The organism is Hyphococcus lacteus (assembly GCF_041058985.1).
Classification (GTDB): domain Bacteria; phylum Pseudomonadota; class Alphaproteobacteria; order Caulobacterales; family Parvularculaceae; genus Hyphococcus; species Hyphococcus lacteus.
This window is the reverse complement of record NZ_JBEHZE010000001.1, coordinates 368,024-386,664: the sequence shown is the minus strand read 5'-3', so window position 1 is coordinate 386,664 and position 18,641 is coordinate 368,024. Positions and strand designations below refer to the sequence as shown.

The following is an 18,641-nucleotide window of genomic DNA, read 5'->3' as shown; positions in this document are numbered from 1 at the left end:
AAATAAAAAAAGCCTGCAACATAAAGTTGCAGGCTTCTGTATTTGTCGTTTGTTACGGTAGTTTACGCCGCAAGGTTCCGAATGACGTAATGAAGGATGCCGCCGTGACGATAGTAATCAAGTTCATCAGCCGTATCGATGCGTACAAGCACTTCAATATTTTTAACATCGCCATTTGCGAACTTAACAGTCATGGTGACGTTTGACCGTGGCTCGATTTTGTCGATGTTTGGAATATCAATTTCTTCATCACCCGTTAGGCCGAGCGCTGCCCAAGATTCCCCTTCTTTGAACTGAAGTGGCAACACGCCCATGCCGATCAAATTTGAACGGTGAATACGTTCAAAGCTGCCAGCAACAACCGCGCGCACACCTAGAAGGATTGTGCCTTTGGCCGCCCAGTCACGCGAAGAGCCGGTGCCATATTGATCACCAGCAAAGACGACCAAAGGTGCGCCGTCTTTTTTGTACTTCATCGCCGCATCATAAATCGGCATTTCTTCGCCGTTATACTTAGTAACGCCGCCCTCGGTGCCCGGAAGCATTTGGTTCTTGATACGGATATTTGCGAATGTGCCGCGCATCATAACGTCGTGATTACCGCGACGTGACCCATAAGAATTAAACTCAGCAACGGGAACCTGATGTGATTTCAGGAACTCGCCCGCCGGGCCGTCTTCTTTGATCGAACCGGCCGGAGAGATGTGGTCGGTCGTGATCGAGTCGCCAAACAGCGCCAGAACGCGTGCGCCATCAATAGGCTCAACGGCTTTTGGCTCTTTGGTCATGCCGTCAAAATAGGGCGGGTTGGCAACATATGTTGAGGCTGGCCACTGATATGTCTGGCCGTCACCTGCGTCGATTGCCTGCCATTTTTCGTCGCCTTTGAATACGTCGGCATAGCGGGACGCAAACATTTGCGCCGTGACGTGTTCGCGAACAACATCGGCGATCTCTTTGTTGCTTGGCCAGATGTCTTTTAGATAAACATCATTGCCATCGGCATCTTTGCCAAGGGAGTCTGTTGTCAGGTTCACATTCATTGAACCGGCAATCGCGTAGGCAACAACCAATGGCGGTGAGGCGAGATAATTGGCGCGGACATCTTGGGAAATCCGGCCTTCAAAGTTGCGGTTGCCCGAAAGTACTGACGCAACAGCAAGGTCGTTTTCTTGAACCGCATTAGAGATAGGCTCAGGAAGTGGGCCAGAGTTACCGATACATGTCGTGCAACCATAACCGACGAGATTAAACCCAAGGGAGTCGAGATCATCGCTAAGACCCGCTGCGTCGAGATAATCGGTCACGACTTGGCTGCCCGGTGCGAGCGATGTTTTGACCCATGGTTTAACGGCCAGACCTTTTGCGCGAGCGTTACGGGCGACAAGACCCGCTGCGATCAGAACAGAAGGGTTGGATGTATTCGTACACGATGTAATCGCAGCGATCGTTACATCACCATGACCGAGGTCAAAATCTTCACCTTTTACGGGGAAGCGTGTGCCAGCTTCGTCGATTTTGCCGTATTCAGTGTTAAGCGATTCCGCAAAACCCTGTGGCGCACGATCAAGAGCAATACGGTCTTGTGGGCGTTTCGGACCAGCGAGTGATGGTACGACAGACGACAGCTCAAGCTCGAGCGTGTCGGTAAAGACCGGATCTGGCGTATCTTTTTCGCGCCACATGCCTTGCTCTTTTGCATAGGCTTCAACAAGGGCCACGCGATCGTCGTCGCGGCCAGTAGCTTTTAGATAGCGCAACGTTTCGTCATCAACCGGGAAGAAGCCACAGGTCGCGCCATATTCCGGTGCCATATTGGCGATGGTCGCCTGATCTTCGAGTGCAAGGTGATCGAGGCCAGGGCCGTAGAATTCGACAAACTTGCCGACAACGCCTTTTTTGCGGAGCATTTCAACGATAACCAAAACAAGGTCAGTCGCGGTCGCGCCTTCTGGTAATTTGCCGGTAAGTTTGAAACCGATGACTTCTGGGATCAGCATAGAGACAGGTTGACCAAGCATCGCTGCTTCGGCTTCGATGCCACCAACACCCCATCCGAGTACGGATAAACCATTGACCATGGTTGTGTGACTGTCTGTGCCGACAAGCGTGTCAGGGTAGGCAAATGTTTCGCCTTTGACGTCTGCTGTCCAAACAGTCTGCGCGAGATATTCAAGATTGACCTGATGGCAGATACCGGTGCCGGGCGGTACAACGCGGAAATTGTCAAATGCGCCTTGGCCCCATTTCAGGAATTTGTAGCGCTCGCCATTGCGTTCATATTCGCGATCAACGTTTTTCTTAAACGCGTTCTCGCCGCCGAAATAATCAACCATCACTGAGTGATCGATTACAAGATCAACTGGCGCAAGCGGATTAATTTTTTCAGGGTCTTCGCCAAGTGTTTTCATCGCATCGCGCATGGCAGCGAGATCGACCACGGCAGGGACGCCGGTGAAGTCTTGCATCAAAACGCGCGCGGGGCGGTAAGCGATTTCGCGTGTTGATTTACCTTTGCCGAGCCAATCGGCAAATGCCTTAATGTCATCGATGGTGACTGAGCGATCGTCTTCGAACCGGAGAAGGTTCTCGAGAAGAACTTTTAGTGAAAATGGCAAACGTGAAATATCGCCAATTTGTTTTGCTGCTTCTTTGAGGCTGTAATAAGCATATTTAGAGCTGCCAACAGTTAGCGTTTTTTTCGTCTTAAGTGAGTCGCGTCCGGGTATCATCAATTCCCTCCGGTTGGTGCGCCGTCAGGTAATTCAGATGGAGGTCTGTACCTTCAGGAGCGCGGTAAAACAAAAATCCAGCGCCGCCTCTGTGGATGTCGAATGTCGATACGGCGCTAAAAAATGTATGAAATTCAGCGCCGTTATGGCCCAAGGGCGCTTCGCTTGCAATTCTTCTATACGTCACAGTCGCGACAAATTTCGAACTATGATATGTGGCGAATAAATTCGATCAATTCGCCTTATCCGTTCGCATCGAGGGAGCCTCGTTTCCATGTCTCGCAAACAATTTTCCACAGTTTTCGCTCTAATTACCGGCCTCACAGCATTGGCCAGCGTAGCGGCTATACCGGCGGCCAGCGCCCAACAGCCTGAGGCAAAAGCAAATTTCCGGGACTGGAGCGTTTTCGTGCGCGAGGTGGATGGCGAAAAAATCTGTTTCGCAGCGACGGAAGCCACTGATAAATCACCAAAATCGGTCAATCATGGCGACGTTTTCTTCCTGATTGCGAGTTGGAAGTCCGGCGTGGCAAAAGAGCAACCCAGTCTGATGACGGGGTATGCGCTCAACGCGAAGCCGGAACCGACATTACGGATCGGTTCTGACAAATGGGATATGTATGTCTCGGAAAATGAAGCGTTTATAGAGGCTTCGGCCGAGGAAGACCGCCTAATTCGTGCGATGCGTCGTGGATCCGACATGCGGATCAGTGCGGTTTCTCAACGCGGGACAGCGACGAGCTATGTAATTTCTCTTCGCGGTGTGTCTGCGGCACTCGACCGGGCGGCCGCCGAGTGCCGGTAGTGGTTTGTGCCTAAAGCGCGCGATATGCACCTAAAGTTAGAAAAGTGTCGAACTTTTCTGACACACAAAGACTATCAAGCAGGGCAATCGCTTCTTTAAAGTGGCCATTTGCCCAGCGTTCGTCGCCAACCTCTGATTTTACGACTTCAAGTTCTTCGGCCATGATTTTGCGGAAATACTCTGCGGTCATGGTCTCGCCGTTTGAAAGTTTCGCGCCATTTTTGATCCATTGCCAGATCGACGCCCGCGAGATTTCGGCGGTTGCTGCGTCTTCCATCAAGCCATAGATCGCAACAGCACCAAGACCCCCGAGCCAGGCTTCGATATATTGAACGGCAACACGAATGTTGTTGCGAAGGCCATCTTCCGTAAACGGACCTTCGGGTGTTTCCACAAGGTTTTCTGCGGTGACGTCGGTGTCGCCGTCACGGCTAACGTCTAGCTGATTGGTTTTCCCCGCCTCAAATGCGTCGGAATAGACTTTGTTGACGACCTCTGCCAGGGCCGGGTGTGCAACCCAAGAGCCATCATGACCGTTGTCGGCTTCGCGTTGTTTGTCAGCGCGGACTTTTTCTTTGTTCGCCGCGTCTTCGTCGGGCGTTTTGGCCGGTAGGAATGCTGACATCCCGCCCATGGCCAGGGCACCGCGCATGTGACATGTGCGGATCAAAAGCCGTGAATAGGCATCAAGAAATGGCTTATCCATGCCGACGGCGTGACGATCCGGCAACATCCGATCACCGTGGTTTTTCAAGGTTTTGATATAGCTAAAGATATAATCCCAGCGGCCGCAATTTAACGCAGCTGCGTGGTCTTTTAGTTCATATAAGATCTCGTCCATTTCAAACACTGCGGGCAGTGTTTCAATCAACATTGTTGCCTTGATTGTGCCTACAGGAAGGCCAACATGATTCTGTGCACGAACGAAAATTTCATTCCACCAACGCGCTTCTTCGAAGTGCTCTAGCTTTGGTACATAGAAGTAGGGGCCGGAGTTGTTTTCGCGCAGGCGTTCTTGATTGGTCAGGAAGTAAAGCGCGAAATCCATCAAGCAACCGGGGATTGGCTTGCCGTTGCGCAAGACGTGTTTTTCGTCGAGATGAATGCCGCGGACGCGCGCAATCAATGTCGCTGGGTCGTCATTCAGACGATAGGACTTACCGCTTTTCGGGTCGTCAAAACTGATCGTGCGGTTGACCGCATCACGCAGATTGATTTGGCCTTCGATGACGTTACGCCATGTGGGGGCGAGCGCGTCTTCGAAATCGGCCATGAAAACTTTTACATCGGCATTGAGTGCGTTGATAATCATCTTGCGCTCAACCGGTCCGGTGATTTCTACACGGCGGTCAAGCAGGTCTTGGGGCAGATCGCCTACGCGCCAGTTACCATCGCGCACTGATTTTGAATCGGCGCGAAATTCGGGGAGGGCACCGCCATCAATTTTCGATTGCCATTCGGCGCGCGCTTTTAGGAGGTCGTCACGACGTCCGGCGAACTCATCCACGAGCCCTGCGAGAAATACTGCATTCTTTTCGGTTAGAATTTCCCGGTCTTCAGCCGTTAATTCTCCAAGAATCTCCAATCCGCCGATATTCGTCGCCATAGCTCATTCCCTTCCTCAAGTGACTGGTGCCACTTTTTTCCTAATCTCAGGGATTGATAACCGACAGCTTTGTGCGCCGCAACATTTTCGCGCAGATAGTGGAGGGGACGCTTGGTTGTGGTGGCCGAAAACACCACAACCAAAGATAACCGTAGAATTATACGTCAGGAACGAATTTTTCTTTCATAGTCACCAGCTCTTCGGCGATGGTCGGGTGAAGCGCGACGGTGTCGTCAAAGTCTTTTTTCTTGAGACCAGCTTTGACTGCGATTGCCACGCATTGGATCATTTCCGCCGCTTCATCACCGACAATATGGCAACCCAAGACGCGATCTGTGTCGCCATCGACCACCAGCTTCATCAACACCCGCTCTTCCGACCCGGTCAAAATGTGTTTCATGGAGCGGAAGTTGGTTTTGTAGATATCGACATTTTTGAATTCTTTGCGGGCTTCATGTTCAGCATAGCCGACAGAGCCAACAGGCGGTTGAGAGAAAACGGCTTTCGGAATGAAGCGATAGTCAGTCTCAGTTGGGTTTTCGTTATAAAATGTTTCCGCAAAAGCCGCGCCCTCGCGGATTGCAACAGGAGTCAAGTTGACTCGGTCGGTAACATCACCAACCGCAAAAATACTGTCTACGGATGAGCGGGATTGATCATCAACTTTGATGGAGCCATTTTTCGCCAGTTCAACGCCTGCATTTTCAAGGCCCATTCCATTTGTCGCTGGTTTACGACCGATTGCCCAGAACACCAAATCGGTGTCGATATGCGTGCCGTTATCAAGGTATACGCGTTTCTCTTCGCCGTCGCGTTTTTCAATTTTTTCAAAAACCGATTGAGTAATGACGCGAATTCCCTGGCGTTGGAGTTCGTTGTGTACCTGCACGGAAATATCTGCATCAAAATATCGTAAGACATCTTCTCCGCGATAGACGAGACATACGTCACACCCGAGGCCCTTAAAGATGCAAGCAAACTCGATTGCGATATACCCGCCGCCTGCGACGACAACATGTTTCGGCAGGTTTTCAAGGTGAAAAACCTCGTTCGATGTGACGCCAAGTTCGTGTCCGGGCACGGATTCATCAATCCAAGGGGTGCCGCCTGTGGCGATCAGAATGCGTTCGGCTGTTACGTCGCGACCCTCGGCTTCCAGGTGAACGGTATGCGCATCCTTGATGGTTGCGCGGGACTGAAAAATTTCCGTGCCAGCATTTTTTAGGTTGCGAATATAAATGCCGTTTAGCCGGTCAATCTCATTATCTTTATTTGCAATCAACGTGGACCAGTCAAAAGACACATTGTCCGCCGACCAACCATATCCTTTTGCGTGTTCAAATGAATGTCCATACTCGCTGGCGTAAACGAGATATTTTTTCGGAACGCATCCGCGAATTACGCAAGTGCCGCCAACGCGAAATTCCTCAGCGATGCCGACTTTTGCGCCATAGGTTGAGGCCAGTCGCGATGCGCGCACGCCACCAGAACCGGCGCCGATGGTAAACAGGTCATAATCATATTTTGTCATAGCAATCACTTATTCTTCTGGAACGAATCCGATGCGGGTTTCAAAACGCTTATCATTAAATTCAAGCACTTCGAGTTGAAAAGTATTCAAAAATTCGCGATATATCGCGTCAAACACGGGCTCGAGCTTGCCGGTATATTCTAGTGGTATACGGATTATGGGCTGTTGAGCGACGAAAACATCGAATGTATCGCCGGTAACTTCGATGGAAAGCGCGGTCCGTAACCACAATGAACCCGAATCCTCAAAGTTTTTTACGGTCAAGGCAATGCCAAACTGGATTGGTTCAAGAACTACGACCTGTTTCTGGCGATAGCTAAACGCATCTTCGCCATAGTCTTTGCGTGGGTCGAATTTTCCCTGTGCGGGAACGGCAGTTATGCACTTAGGGTCGCATTCCAAATAGTTAGGAAATTCAGCCAATATAGTCTCGCCAAGACCTTTGCATCGTAACAGGTTTTCAAACGCGGCAGCACCATAGGTGCGGATGGCATCTTGTAGTTTTTCAAATCGCGACTGCGTCATGGACTCATCTTCTGTACTTAGAGCCCACCATATAGGACCCTCAACGATTGGTTTTGAACTTTGGGTGCACGCTACCCCGCGATCACACGAAGCGCAAAGGTTTGGCGATCAAATGGGCGTGTTATGGTTTGACGACGCTGACGCCATCGGTATCGCCATAAATAATCATGTCTGTCATGCCGCAAAAAAGACCACTTTCCAGTACGCCGGGAATGGCCGCTAAGGCGCGTTCTAATTCGATAGGTGCGTCGATGCGGCCCAATTCGGCGTCAATAATCAGATTGCCGCCGTCGGTTTTAACGGGCGTGCCATCTGTGGCGCGTAGCGATAATCTTGGTGCCGTAAATCCATTAGCGGTTAGCGCCGCGCGAATGGCGCTGACTGTAAGTGCCCAGCTAAATGGTGAAATCTCAATCGGCAGAGGGAAAGCACCGAGCGCGACAACGCGCTTTGACTTATCTGCGATGACGATGAATTTGCGCGCGGCCTTCGCGACTATTTTCTCGCGTAGGAGTGCGGCACCGCCACCTTTGATGAGGTTAAAACTTGGATCTGCTTCATCAGTGCCATCAATCGCGACGTCGATGATCGTGGTTTCATCCGGCTCAATTATCTCAATGCCAAGGCTTTGGGCTTGGCGTCGGGTCTCTTCGGAAGTGGGAATACCTCTAAGCGTCCAGCCTTGTTTGACGCGCTCGCCCATAATATCGACAAAATAACGGGCGGTTGAACCGGTGCCGAGGCCTAGCGTCATGTCAGTGGTGACGTGTTTCGCGGCTTCTTCGGCGGCGAGGCGCTTGCCCGCTTCTTTGTCCATGTGGTCTTCCTATTGTTGTTTCGATTTTCTGAACCGTGCGGCCCAACCTGTGATGGCGGATTGGCGACTGCGCGAAACGGCTAGGTCGTCTGGGGCTACATTTTTGGTTATGACGGAACCCGACCCGACATATGCGCCATCGCCAATGTTGACCGGCGCAACAAGCGAAGAATTTGACCCAATAAACGCAGCTTTGCCGATTACGGTTTTATGCTTTCCGTATCCGTCATAATTGCATGTGATCGTACCGGCACCGATATTTGCCTCTGCGCCCACATCAGCATCACCGATATAAGAAAGGTGGCTAACTTTCGCGCCTTCACCAAGCGTTGCTTTTTTGATTTCGACGAAGTTCCCGACTTTGGTCTCGCGGCCTAGATCTGCCCCTGGGCGAAGCCTAGCAAATGGCCCGACGGTGGCGGCCTCGCCGATCTGCGCACCTTCGATATGGGAAAATGGTTTGATTTCTGCGTTGTCGCCAATGGTGACGCCGCGGCCAAAAACAACATTCTGGCCGATGGTGACGTCTTGACCGACCACTGTATCAAAGGAAAAATAAACGCTTTGTGGGTCGGCTAAGGTCGCGCCATTTTCCATGACGGTTTTGCGCTTCCAGTTTTGGAAAATTGCTTCCGCTTCTGCAAGTTCGACCCGGGAGTTTACGCCAATGACTTCTTCTATCTCTGCCTCGATAACGGCGCAACGCAGATCATCTTTGCGGGCAAGCTCCACAAGGTCCGTCAGGTAGTATTCGCCTTTGGCATTGTTGGCGTCGATATCTTTTAGGCGTTTGTTTAAGAACGCACTGTCAATGGCCATAACCCCGGAATTGCACAAAGTAATTTCAAGCTCGTTTTCGGTTGCGTCTTTTGCCTCGACAATAGAGATCAAAGCGCCATTGGCGTCGCGCTTTAATCGTCCGTATGCGCCGGGAACGGGCGGTGTGAATCCCAAAACAGCAACAGTCGCACCATTGGCTATCTCGCTGGCGAGGGCGCGTAAGGTAGGTGGCGTTACCAAGGGCGTATCTGCGTAAAGCACTAGAACCGCGCCCGAAAACCCGTCAAGTGCCGGCATTGCCTGCATCACTGCATGGCCGGTCCCTTGTGGCGGTGATTGAACGGCAATCGAAATTGCCGGGTGAATGGATTGCGCAAAATCACCAATTTCGGGAGCGTGGTCGCCAATAACGACCGCGACGCGTTCGGGCGCAAGGGCGACACTTGAATCAATGACATGAGCGATCATCGCGCGACCGCCAATCTCGTGCATCACCTTGGGTAATGCTGATTTCATGCGCGTCCCGTGTCCCGCGGCTAGAATGACTGTTGCGGTTTTGACGTCTTTCATCCCTGCGCCTTTCAATTCCTCGAATTCGTCTATCATAAAAGACGCAAAATGGCCTATGGCCTTTTCGTGCCTTATGGGCGGAGTTGACCCGATTCGCGAGTCCTACGAATCGCGAACCGTATCGACGATCCCTTAAGGCGGCGTTGGTATAATTGATGGAATAACAGAAAACAGGCGCAACAATGACCAAAGATCTTGTCGGTACAGCTTTGATTTTCGATCTCGATGGAACGCTTGTGGATACCGCCGAAGATCTGGCGGCGTCCATGAACCATGCGCTTGGCGATATGGGGTTTGACGCAGTGGCCCCGAACGAGGTGCGCCATTTAGTCGGGCATGGTGCTCGACGTATGTTGATGCGTGGGTTCGAAATCTCGGCCAACCGTGACGCAAGCGAATCGGAACTTGATGAAGCGCTTGAACGATTCTTGAAATATTATCAGGAAAATATTGCCGATCATTCCCGCCCATTTGAATATGTGATCGAGATGATTGAGGGCTTTCGCGCGCGCGGCGCGGTTTGCGCCATTTGTACGAATAAGCGCGAAGGGATGGCCGTTCAGCTTATGACCACGCTGAATCTCGATCATTTGTTTGAAACGATTGTTGGGGCGGATACAACGGTCGCCGCGAAGCCGGACCCAGCACCGGTTAGTTTATGTCTAAAGCGGACAGGCGCAAAAAAGGCTGTGTTTATCGGTGATAGTGACACAGACATCAAAGCGGCAATGGCGACTGGGTTGCCCTGTGCCATTGCCGATTTTGGTTACGGCCCATTGGAACTGGCCGGGGAGGCAACCGCCGTCTTCGCGAATTATCGAGAAGCCGCGTCGGTGATTGAGAATCTTCTGTTGGCTTAGCTGGCCGCAGCTTCACCAAAAAATTTAGTCGGCATGCCGTTGATCATGTTGCTCCGCACGTCACTTCGTGCAGATCGCATGGTCGACACAAAGCCTTCGTCCGTCACTTCAATGCTGACGTCAAAGCCACGTTTTTTCCAGAAATCCTGAATTTTTGTCGCGAGACGGTTAGCTCCGTCTCGGTCACACAGGTCAGTCATATTTTACCCCGATCTATGCAGTTGAACGTTTCCACGAGCATTAGGATATAAGACAACCTAATTTTTTCAAGTCACTTTTTGAAAAATAATATACTTGTCGGTGTACTTGTAAAAACCTTCAAAAACAATGAGATAAGCATATGATCTTGTTTTCGCAGTGCCAACTGCACAATTTTATAGCGTGCCCCATACTTATATTATAAGTATATCTTATATTTCCATGGAGGGGATTATGGAATTCACACAAAAAGTAATCGCCCGATCAATCGGCGAGCGCATAAGACAGGCGCGAAAGGCCCAAGGTTATAGTCAATCAGATTTGGCGCATCGGGTTGGGGTTAGTCAGCCCGCGATTGCGAATTGGGAAAGTGGCGTCCATGACCCTCGTCGTTTAACATTGGCAAAGCTTGCCGATGCGCTTGGTGCGCCGCTTGATTGGCTTGCTGCGGGTGATCGTTCGTCTGCGGAGAGTGATAAACATGCGGCGGCCGCCTATATCCGCCGTCCCGTGCGTCATGTGCCGGTGATTTCACTGCGTGGGGCAGCGCTGTTTGTGCAGGATGCCAAAGCTGATCCGCATATGATGGCTGAAGATTATATTCCCGTGACGTTGGGCGCACCGAAACTTTTCGCCGTGTTCATCAACGACCCGGCGGTCAATTTAGCATTTCTACCAGATACTGTGTTGGTCATCGATTATGATGACCGCTTACCAGAGAATGGTGATTTTTGTTTGGCACACGTAAATGAAACGCTGATTGTCAGGCGGTGGCGAAGCGGCCTTGGTCGGGATGATGGTCAGCCAGCGGATCAAAATGGTTCGGCGCGTCTTGAGCCACATTCAAGTGATAAAGGTCATCCGACAATCGCTGTGACGCGCGCAATATCAATAATTGGCAGTGTTCGCGTGTCGATTAAAATCCACTAATCATTAAGCGACGGATCGTTGCAATTCGCCGATAAGGTCTGGCAATGCTTTGTGGGCGGTTCGAAATTCCATAACTGTAATTTTGCATAGTGCGGATATCGCTTTTAGTGTCGCGCCTGATCGAGCTTGCGCTTCAATTTCACCGCAGGACGAACCAAGCGCTTTTGCGCCGACATTTACACTCATGGATTTTAGTGCATGAGCGGCCTTGGCAATGGCTTCGTGGTCGCCGGACTTTAATGCGTCCGCAAGGTTTTTCATGGCTTTGCGAGAGTGTTCTTCAAACAAAGTGAGCGCCCGAACGGGAAGGTCCACACCGCCGGCTTGCATGGCGGCGATCTGGTCCAATACGGTCCGGTCGAATACGGGGTTTGGCTCTTCGTCATCGGTTGCCGGTGGGGGCGCAACGGGTTGGGTTGGCGCGACGTCATCCTCGTCCGGTTGCGGAACATAATTTTCGTCAACCGTGAGATATTTTGTCAAAACTCCACCCAACGTATCGAGGGTGAATGGCTTTGTGAGGTAATCATTCATGCCCGCATCACGCCAGGCATCACTTTTCCCGGCCACATGAGCGGTAAGGGCAACAATAGGAACCGCTTTTCGGTTCGACCGTTTTTCAAGTGCGCGGATCGCTTGGGTTGCTTCAAAGCCGTCCATCTCCGGCATTGAGCAATCCATCAAGATCAAATCAAAATCTTCTTTTTGGGCGCGATGTACCGCTTCGCGTCCATCAGATGCGAGGGTGACGCTAAGATTGAGGCGTGACAATGCTTCATGCACGACTTCGCGATTGACCGCGCTATCGTCAGCCGCAAGAATCCTCTGTCCACTGAAATATAGATGCGATTGTGTGTTGGTCTCGGCGTGGCTCAGTGCTGCCTTTCCGCGAAGCCGGTCATCAAAGATCCTGCCAATCTGATCCATAACTTCGCGGCGGGACAAGGGTGCCAGCAAGATATCTTCGACAATGCCACTTTCAAGGAGTTGGTCAGGTGCGGTATCGCCAAGTTCACAGACACAAATTCGGGCAGGTATCCATTGCGCTTTGCCGGTCATGATTGACCGCTGATACCCATGGAAAAACTCAGGTGATGCAAAGATCATATCCGCATAGGCGATATGTGGCCCAAGGTCTGTTCCGCTTTCTAGAATATGTGGAATGACGCCGGTCTCGCGGAGGTAGCGTGCCAACATTTTTGGCGCTGCGTTTCCTTCGATCGCAACAAGCGCGCGTTTTTCGCCCTCGGCTTGCCGGATCGCTGGCGGTGCCCTCAATACTTGGGTTGGCATGTTGAAAAAGAAGCGAGAGCCTTTATTCGGCTTACTGGTCAGGCCGATATCACCTTTCATGGCCTCTACAAGGCGGCGACAAATCGCAAGACCAAGCCCGGTGCCGCCAAAGCGACGAGTTGTGGTTTGATCGGCCTGGGAGAAGGCTTCGAAAATCGCTGCTTGTTTATCTTTCGCAATACCAACACCGGTATCCGAAACTGAAAACTCAATCGTGACGTTGTCGTTACTTGATGGGTTCGTGCCCTTTTTGACCTCGACCGCGACAAGTACATGACCTTCTTCGGTGAATTTCAGCGCATTATTAACGAGATTGGAAATGACCTGAGAGATCCGCACTGGATCGCCCTCAATTTCTTCGGGCACGTCAGGGGCAACATAGGCTGCGAGGTCAATTTTTTTAGTGGCGGCCCGTTCGCAAAAAAGACCGACAACATCGTCGATAACATCGGCTGGGCGCACTGCGATTTGTTCAAGTTCCAGCCGACCAGCTTCGATTTTGGAAAAATCAAGAATATCATTGATGATGGCCAGCAAGCTTTGGCCGGATTTTGCAATAACTTCGGCGTAACGATGGTGGCGCGGCGCAAGGCGGGCCTTGCTGAGAAGGTCTGCCATGGCGAGCATACCATTCATTGGTGTACGGATCTCGTGGCTCATTGTCGCGAGGAAATCAGATTTTGCGTGATTGGCGGCTTCTGCGGATTCTTTTGCTGTGCGTAACTGGCTTGTTCGTTGTTCGACGGTTTTTTCCAGCGTGCGTTGGTGAGTTTTCAAAATCACGTCGCGATCCTGGATGTGATCAAGCATGGTATTAAATGTATCAACCAGTTGCGCAGTCTCTTCGTCAGCTGCTTTTTCTGCACGCACCGAAAAATCACCGGATTCCCGAACGCGGCCCATGACCCGCGCGAGGTTAAGAATAGGATCCGTGATGGATCGCTGCATTTTGAGTGCGATTAATACACCGATACCGCCAGCGAAAATCGCGGCGACGAGTGCATCGTAAAGCAAAACCCCGATACGGCTCGACAATTCGCCGGTGTTGGCGTGAATTGTCAGCTTGGCAATGGTCCTGCCGCCTTGAACCACCGGCACAGTCGCAACAGCTGACCGAGAAGTCAGCATAGACAGCGGTGAATTCTCGGGAAAAAACTGAAAAGACGACTTGTTGATGATCTGAGTTGCGCTGCCCAATTCAACGAATGTTTTGCCGTCGGTGGTTTGAACTTTTACATATTCGATTGTTGGAATGTAAGAGATCGCCCGTAATGAATAGAGCGTCGCCGATTTATCTTTATTATCCACATGTTCAGAAATGGCCGAGGCAAAGACATTGGCTGATGCAAATAGTTCTGCTCGCTTTCCGGCACCATATTGTGCGGTTTCGCGCCATACAGATGACGCGGTCGCGATGACGACCGCGCCAAAAATGGCTACGATAACAAGCGCGGTCAGACGACTGCGCATGGATCTGGAGCGGCGCTTAATCACCAGTTAACGATCCTCGACCTTTCCCGGATATTGCGGAGTAAGAGGATAGTGGCGGCAATTACTTGAAATTTAATTTCTATATCTGTGATTTCGCGGAAAGTGATTGTTAAGAAAAAGTTGCGTAAATGCGCCGGCGTTAAGCGATTTGCGACTTTTTGTTCTGGAGGGGAAAGACTTTGTCTGATAGCGCAAGAGTGGTGCTGCTAGCTGATGACGATCCTGTTATGCGGGAATTGGCGTCGGCAAAGCTGAAAGAAGCTGGTTATAGCGTCACGACCGCAGAAGATGGTGCGGAAGCGCTTGCGCGTCTTAAAAAGATGGATGCAGACCTTGTAATCTCAGACATCGATATGCCCAACATGAACGGTTACGAGCTAACCGAGGCTATTCGTAAAGATGAAACGCTATGCGAAATTCCAGTCATGGTTATAACCGCGAGTGATCAAAGTGATGCGGTCGATCGTGCATTTGCGTCGGGGGCAACGTCATTTTTAGCAAAGCCCATGAACTGGTCGCTATTCCATCACGCGGTGAAGTTCGTTCTGCGTGCCAGTGATGACCGGCGCGAATTGAAGACCGCAAAAGACCAAGCCGAAGCCGGCGCGCGATTTAAAGACAGCTTAATGTCCGTCATGAGTCATGAGCTGCGCACACCATTAAATGCGATTATCGGTTTTGGTCAAATTCTTGCTGAGCGCTTTGATCAACAGCAAGACAATATGCACAATGAGTATGCGGAGTATATTATTGATGGTGGTCGGCGGTTGTTGAATTCCGTCTCTGACATGTTGTTAGCGTCTGATGCGCGCTCTGGCCCCATTGGGATCAATGAAACGGATGTATTCCTCGGCGACATAATGGAAGAGGCGCTTGGTAGTATCGAAAAAACCCTGCGTCTTGCAGAAGTAACGCCTGTTCAGCGTCTTTGCTCGGAGAACCTTGAAATTTGTTGTGATCGCGGCCTTGTGGCCAAGGCGGTACGCAAGCTTGTAGACAATTCGGTGAAATTCTCGCCGAAGGGTGTTTCCGTCGTGATCGGTGCTGCGTTAACCCGGGGCGGCGATTTGGCCATTGTGGTCAAAGATAACGGCCCAGGCGTGAAGCCTGAATTACTTGACAAGGTGACGGCACCGTTTGAGCAGATCGACATGTCATTTCAGCGTTCGCGCGAAGGATTGGGGCTTGGCCTGCCATTGGTCCAAGCAATCGCCAAGGCGCATGGTGGTTCGTTCCGTATCGATTCCGTCGTGAACGAGGGGACGCGCGCAATCATTGTTCTTCCGTCGCGGCGCGTTCATGAAATGCCTGGCTCAATGCCCAAACAAACGAAACAAGAGCAAGGGCGCGAAGTCGCATAAAAATTCAACTTGCAAAATTCGATCGATTATTTCGCTTTACTTGGAATGAATATGCGCGGGTTATGCCCGGTCAGTATAAGTAGTATACTGAAAGAAGTTATTTCGCATCGCAGCAATTTGAAATTGTGCTTTGAAGTCATCCTCATAGCTCGTTAACAAAATTTTGAACTATTGAAACGACGCTGTTGGGTGAAGCGCCTTAGCGGGCGTGCGTGTCGCGTAAACTGTTGCGGTGCAGCAATGTTTGGCATTTGTAGTTTGTTGTAATTTTGTAACGCTATTGGTCGGACCGCAGTTGAAACTCATTCCATTACTGGACGAGGCCCGATCAAAAAGAGAATAGTATTTTCAAGACCCGGCGGCGCAAATCAGTCGGGTTAGGCACGCCCCATTCAGGGAGGGGGCAAAACAGAGGTTAGATGATGAAACAGGATTCCGGTTTAAAAGTGTTCTCCACGCGGCTCCTCATGGGCGTTGCGTTGGGTGCAGTTGCTACGACAGGAGTGTCGGCGCAATCTGATCAAATCGTTGTTACGGCAACCAAGCGTGCACAGACACTGCAGGAAGTGCCTATTGCGGTTAGTGTTGTTGACGCAGAAACAATTGAAAAATCTCAAATCAATGACCTCATTGATTTGCAAACCGTTGTGCCGTCGTTACGCATTACGCAGCTACAAAACTCTTCACAAACAAACTTCACCATTCGTGGCTTTGGTAACGGCGCGAACAACCCCGGCATTGAAAGCTCGGTTGGTGTGTTTATTGATGGTGTTTATCGCTCTCGTTCAGCGGCCGCCGTTCTTGACCTTCCGACATTGGAACGGGTTGAGGTTCTTCGTGGTCCACAGTCCACATTGTTTGGTAAAAACGTGTCGGCGGGTGCGATTTCGATCACTACCAAAATGCCAGAATTTGACTGGGGCGGTAGCGTCGAAGCCAGCTATGGCAACTATGATCAAGTCCTTTTCAAGGGCAGCTTGACTGGCCCGTTGACCGATACGCTGGCCTTCCGGGTTTCAGGCAGCACCAATAACCGTAAAGGGTATTACACAAACATTGTTGATGGAACGGACCAGAACGAACGCGACCGTTGGGCTGTTCGCGGTCAGCTTCTTTGGGAGCCGACTGAAAACCTCTCATTCCGTATGATTGGTGACTACAACAAAATCGACGAAAACTGCTGTGGTGCTGTGACTATTCTTAATGGTCCCGCGACCCAAGCCATCGGCGCACCGGTTGCATTTGGCGGTCTTGGTGAAGAAATTACTGACGGTACAGATCCGTTTTCGCGTAATGTTGCGGTTGATGCAGAAACGTTCAACGTTCTTAAAGGTAAAGGTATTTCGCTTCAGGGTGATTGGGATTTGGGCGGCGCACAGTTGACCTCCATCACAGCCTATCGTGAGCAAAGTGACTTCGGTAATACCGACGTTGATTTCTCCGGTGCTGACCTCGCGCAAAACCCACAAGATCGTTCATACGAAACCTTCACACAAGAAATTCGTTTGGCTTCGACCGGCGACAATCGTCTCGATTGGTTGATTGGTGGTTTCTACTTTAACGAAGACGTCTTCTTGCAGCGTGATGTTGTGTTTGGCACGCAGCAGCGTGACTTCGTCAACATTCTTCTGTCACCACTTGGTTCGGACCTTCTTACCGTTGAAGGCGGTTCTCAGTTGATTGGCGCGCTGACCACAGGGCCGACAGCCTTGTTCCCTGAGTTTGGTCCAGTAACGCCAATCCCATTTGGGGCATCATTTGTACCTGGTTCAGGTGTCTTTGGTACCTATAATATGGATAACGAATCATACTCGCTATTTGGCCAGTTTGATTTCGATGTCACTGATCGCCTGACGCTTAGCGGTGGTATTTCTTATATCAATGACAGCAAATCAGCGACGGGCGTCAGCAATCTGACTGACTCATTCTCATTGTTCGATATGTCGGCAGGCGGTTCTTTCGTGGCTGCCACGATTATGGGCAATCTGATTGGTACACCGTTCGACCCAACCAACCCAACGCCGTTCTTTGTTGCTGCGCAAACGCTTGCAGGCAGCAATCCGACAGCCTTTACAGCGGCGCGTGACGGTGCATTAGCGGGGGCGCAAGGGGCGCTTGCGGCTGATCCATCATTGAACCCATTTGCTGCCTTGACTGCGGCTCAGTTCTTTGCGCCACAAGTCAATTTCCCGAATCCTGCTGATCCGCTGGATGACGGTAAGCTTGATAGTGACGACATCGCCTGGACAGCACGCCTTGGTTATGACCTTACTGACAGCTTGAATGCATATTTCACTTATGCGACGGGCTTTAAGGCGGGTGCTTTCAATCTATCATCTGACTCACGTCCGCCCGATCCTTTGACTGGCTTCGGTCGGACAGCGCAACCAGAGGACGTTCGTCTTTTGGAGCTTGGCGTCAAGACAAACTTTAATGGCGGCTATATCAACTTTGCGATTTTCGATCAGAAAATCGAAGGCTTCCAGTCGAACGTCTTTAACGGCACCGGCTTCGATCTCGCCAATGCCGGTGAACAGTCAGTACGCGGATTTGAAATCGAATCTCTCTATCAGGTTTTCGAGCCGCTAACACTGACATTCGCGCTGACCTATCTTGATCCAGAGTATGACTCATTCACTGGTGCCGGTTGTACGCCATTTGATGTGGTCAACTGTGGCGCTGGCGAAGATTTCCGTGACCTCTCTGGAACACGCGTTGCGGGCGTTCATGAAGTCAGCCTGACAACGTCAGCCACCTACTCACATAACTTTAGTGACACGGTGAGTGGTTATGGTCGTATCGAATATATCTACGAATCAGATGTGTCGTTGATTGAAAATGTTCCTGCAAGCCTTACACGTGAAGTGAATGTGCTGAATGCCAGCATTGGCATCGAAACTGAAAGCGGTTTCGAAGTCATGGTTTGGGGACGCAACCTCACTGATGACGAATACTACTTGCAAGGTTTCCCAACTGTTGTGCAGTCGGGTAGTGCCTCAGGTTACACCAATCCACCTCGGACTTATGGTGTGACTGTACGCAAGAGCTTCTAGCACCGGACGTGTCGGGAGGGGACGAGAAAGAGCGAGCGGCCTTCGGGTCGCTCGCTTTTTTTATATCGGACGATACCAGATAGCTAAAA

The 18,641-nt window shown here is 50.9% G+C and carries 13 protein-coding genes; 5 read left to right on the top strand and 8 right to left on the bottom strand.

Annotated features, from left to right (window positions below):
- Positions 1–62: 62 nt before the first annotated feature.
- Positions 63–2,732, bottom strand: coding sequence for an aconitate hydratase AcnA (acnA, locus tag ABFZ84_RS01835; protein ID WP_369312199.1), 2,670 nt, complete (start codon positions 2,730–2,732; stop codon positions 63–65).
- A 274-nt stretch (positions 2,733–3,006) separates the two neighbouring features.
- On the opposite strand from acnA, the gene ABFZ84_RS01830 reads away from it, so the two are divergent.
- Positions 3,007–3,537, top strand: coding sequence for an invasion associated locus B family protein (locus ABFZ84_RS01830; RefSeq protein ID WP_369312197.1), 531 nt, complete (start codon positions 3,007–3,009; stop codon positions 3,535–3,537).
- A gap of 10 nt (positions 3,538–3,547) precedes the next feature.
- Here ABFZ84_RS01830 and aceB read toward each other — a convergent pair whose 3' ends face one another.
- From aceB to glmU, 5 genes are all read right to left on the bottom strand, one after another.
- Positions 3,548–5,143, bottom strand: coding sequence for a malate synthase A (gene aceB, locus ABFZ84_RS01825; protein WP_369312195.1), 1,596 nt, complete (start codon positions 5,141–5,143; stop codon positions 3,548–3,550).
- A 157-nt stretch (positions 5,144–5,300) separates the two neighbouring features.
- A complete protein-coding gene (gor, locus tag ABFZ84_RS01820) occupies positions 5,301–6,674 on the bottom strand; it encodes a glutathione-disulfide reductase (RefSeq protein WP_369312193.1) in 1,374 nt (457 codons plus the stop codon).
- 9 nt (positions 6,675–6,683) lie between these two features.
- The gene (locus ABFZ84_RS01815; RefSeq protein ID WP_369312191.1) at positions 6,684–7,199 is read right to left on the bottom strand and encodes a hypothetical protein; all 516 of its coding nucleotides are present in this window, start codon (positions 7,197–7,199) and stop codon (positions 6,684–6,686) included.
- 121 nt (positions 7,200–7,320) lie between these two features.
- On the bottom strand, positions 7,321–8,016 hold the full coding sequence (rpiA, locus tag ABFZ84_RS01810) for a ribose-5-phosphate isomerase RpiA (RefSeq protein WP_369312189.1): 696 nt from the start codon (positions 8,014–8,016) through the stop codon (positions 7,321–7,323).
- Between the two features lie 9 nt (positions 8,017–8,025).
- A complete protein-coding gene (gene glmU / locus ABFZ84_RS01805; RefSeq protein ID WP_369312187.1) occupies positions 8,026–9,402 on the bottom strand; it encodes a bifunctional UDP-N-acetylglucosamine diphosphorylase/glucosamine-1-phosphate N-acetyltransferase GlmU in 1,377 nt (458 codons plus the stop codon).
- A gap of 146 nt (positions 9,403–9,548) precedes the next feature.
- Here glmU and ABFZ84_RS01800 point away from each other — a divergent pair, with 146 nt between their 5' ends.
- A complete protein-coding gene (locus ABFZ84_RS01800; protein WP_369312185.1) occupies positions 9,549–10,226 on the top strand; it encodes an HAD-IA family hydrolase in 678 nt (225 codons plus the stop codon).
- On the opposite strand, the gene ABFZ84_RS01795 is transcribed toward ABFZ84_RS01800, so the two are convergent.
- Positions 10,223–10,426: a phosphoglycolate phosphatase gene (locus ABFZ84_RS01795; RefSeq protein ID WP_369312183.1), complete on the bottom strand. Its 204-nt coding sequence runs from the start codon at positions 10,424–10,426 to the stop codon at positions 10,223–10,225. The genes ABFZ84_RS01800 and ABFZ84_RS01795 overlap by 4 nt on opposite strands.
- Positions 10,427–10,658: 232 nt before the next feature.
- On the opposite strand from ABFZ84_RS01795, the gene ABFZ84_RS01790 reads away from it, so the two are divergent.
- Positions 10,659–11,354 (top strand): helix-turn-helix domain-containing protein, encoded by a 696-nt coding sequence (locus ABFZ84_RS01790; RefSeq protein WP_369312181.1) that lies wholly within the window; start codon positions 10,659–10,661, stop codon positions 11,352–11,354.
- A 3-nt stretch (positions 11,355–11,357) separates the two neighbouring features.
- Here the strand turns inward: ABFZ84_RS01790 and ABFZ84_RS01785 are convergent, their stop codons facing one another.
- Complete coding sequence (locus ABFZ84_RS01785; protein ID WP_369312179.1) at positions 11,358–14,117, bottom strand: ATP-binding protein; 2,760 nt, start codon at positions 14,115–14,117, stop codon at positions 11,358–11,360.
- Between the two features lie 200 nt (positions 14,118–14,317).
- On the opposite strand from ABFZ84_RS01785, the gene ABFZ84_RS01780 reads away from it, so the two are divergent.
- Positions 14,318–15,499 carry an ATP-binding response regulator gene (locus tag ABFZ84_RS01780; RefSeq protein WP_369312177.1) on the top strand — a complete coding sequence of 394 codons (1,182 nt, stop codon included), beginning with the start codon at positions 14,318–14,320 and terminating at the stop codon, positions 15,497–15,499.
- Between the two features lie 419 nt (positions 15,500–15,918).
- Entirely contained in the window at positions 15,919–18,552 is a 2,634-nt protein-coding gene (locus tag ABFZ84_RS01775; RefSeq protein ID WP_369312174.1) for a TonB-dependent receptor, read from the top strand.
- Positions 18,553–18,641: the final 89 nt, after the last annotated feature.

What these genes read in the sequence shown, in the direction of transcription:
- acnA (WP_369312199.1), bottom strand. Translation starts at nt 2,732, where the DNA reads ATGATACCCGGACGCGACTCACTTAAGACGAAAAAAACGCTAACTGTT.
- ABFZ84_RS01830 (WP_369312197.1), top strand. Translation starts at nt 3,007, where the DNA reads ATGTCTCGCAAACAATTTTCCACAGTTTTCGCTCTAATTACCGGCCTC.
- aceB (WP_369312195.1), bottom strand. Translation starts at nt 5,143, where the DNA reads ATGGCGACGAATATCGGCGGATTGGAGATTCTTGGAGAATTAACGGCT.
- gor (WP_369312193.1), bottom strand. Translation starts at nt 6,674, where the DNA reads ATGACAAAATATGATTATGACCTGTTTACCATCGGCGCCGGTTCTGGT.
- ABFZ84_RS01815 (WP_369312191.1), bottom strand. Translation starts at nt 7,199, where the DNA reads ATGACGCAGTCGCGATTTGAAAAACTACAAGATGCCATCCGCACCTAT.
- rpiA (WP_369312189.1), bottom strand. Translation starts at nt 8,016, where the DNA reads ATGGACAAAGAAGCGGGCAAGCGCCTCGCCGCCGAAGAAGCCGCGAAA.
- glmU (WP_369312187.1), bottom strand. Translation starts at nt 9,402, where the DNA reads ATGATAGACGAATTCGAGGAATTGAAAGGCGCAGGGATGAAAGACGTC.
- ABFZ84_RS01800 (WP_369312185.1), top strand. Translation starts at nt 9,549, where the DNA reads ATGACCAAAGATCTTGTCGGTACAGCTTTGATTTTCGATCTCGATGGA.
- ABFZ84_RS01795 (WP_369312183.1), bottom strand. Translation starts at nt 10,426, where the DNA reads ATGACTGACCTGTGTGACCGAGACGGAGCTAACCGTCTCGCGACAAAA.
- ABFZ84_RS01790 (WP_369312181.1), top strand. Translation starts at nt 10,659, where the DNA reads ATGGAATTCACACAAAAAGTAATCGCCCGATCAATCGGCGAGCGCATA.
- ABFZ84_RS01785 (WP_369312179.1), bottom strand. Translation starts at nt 14,117, where the DNA reads ATGCGCAGTCGTCTGACCGCGCTTGTTATCGTAGCCATTTTTGGCGCG.
- ABFZ84_RS01775 (WP_369312174.1), top strand. Translation starts at nt 15,919, where the DNA reads ATGATGAAACAGGATTCCGGTTTAAAAGTGTTCTCCACGCGGCTCCTC.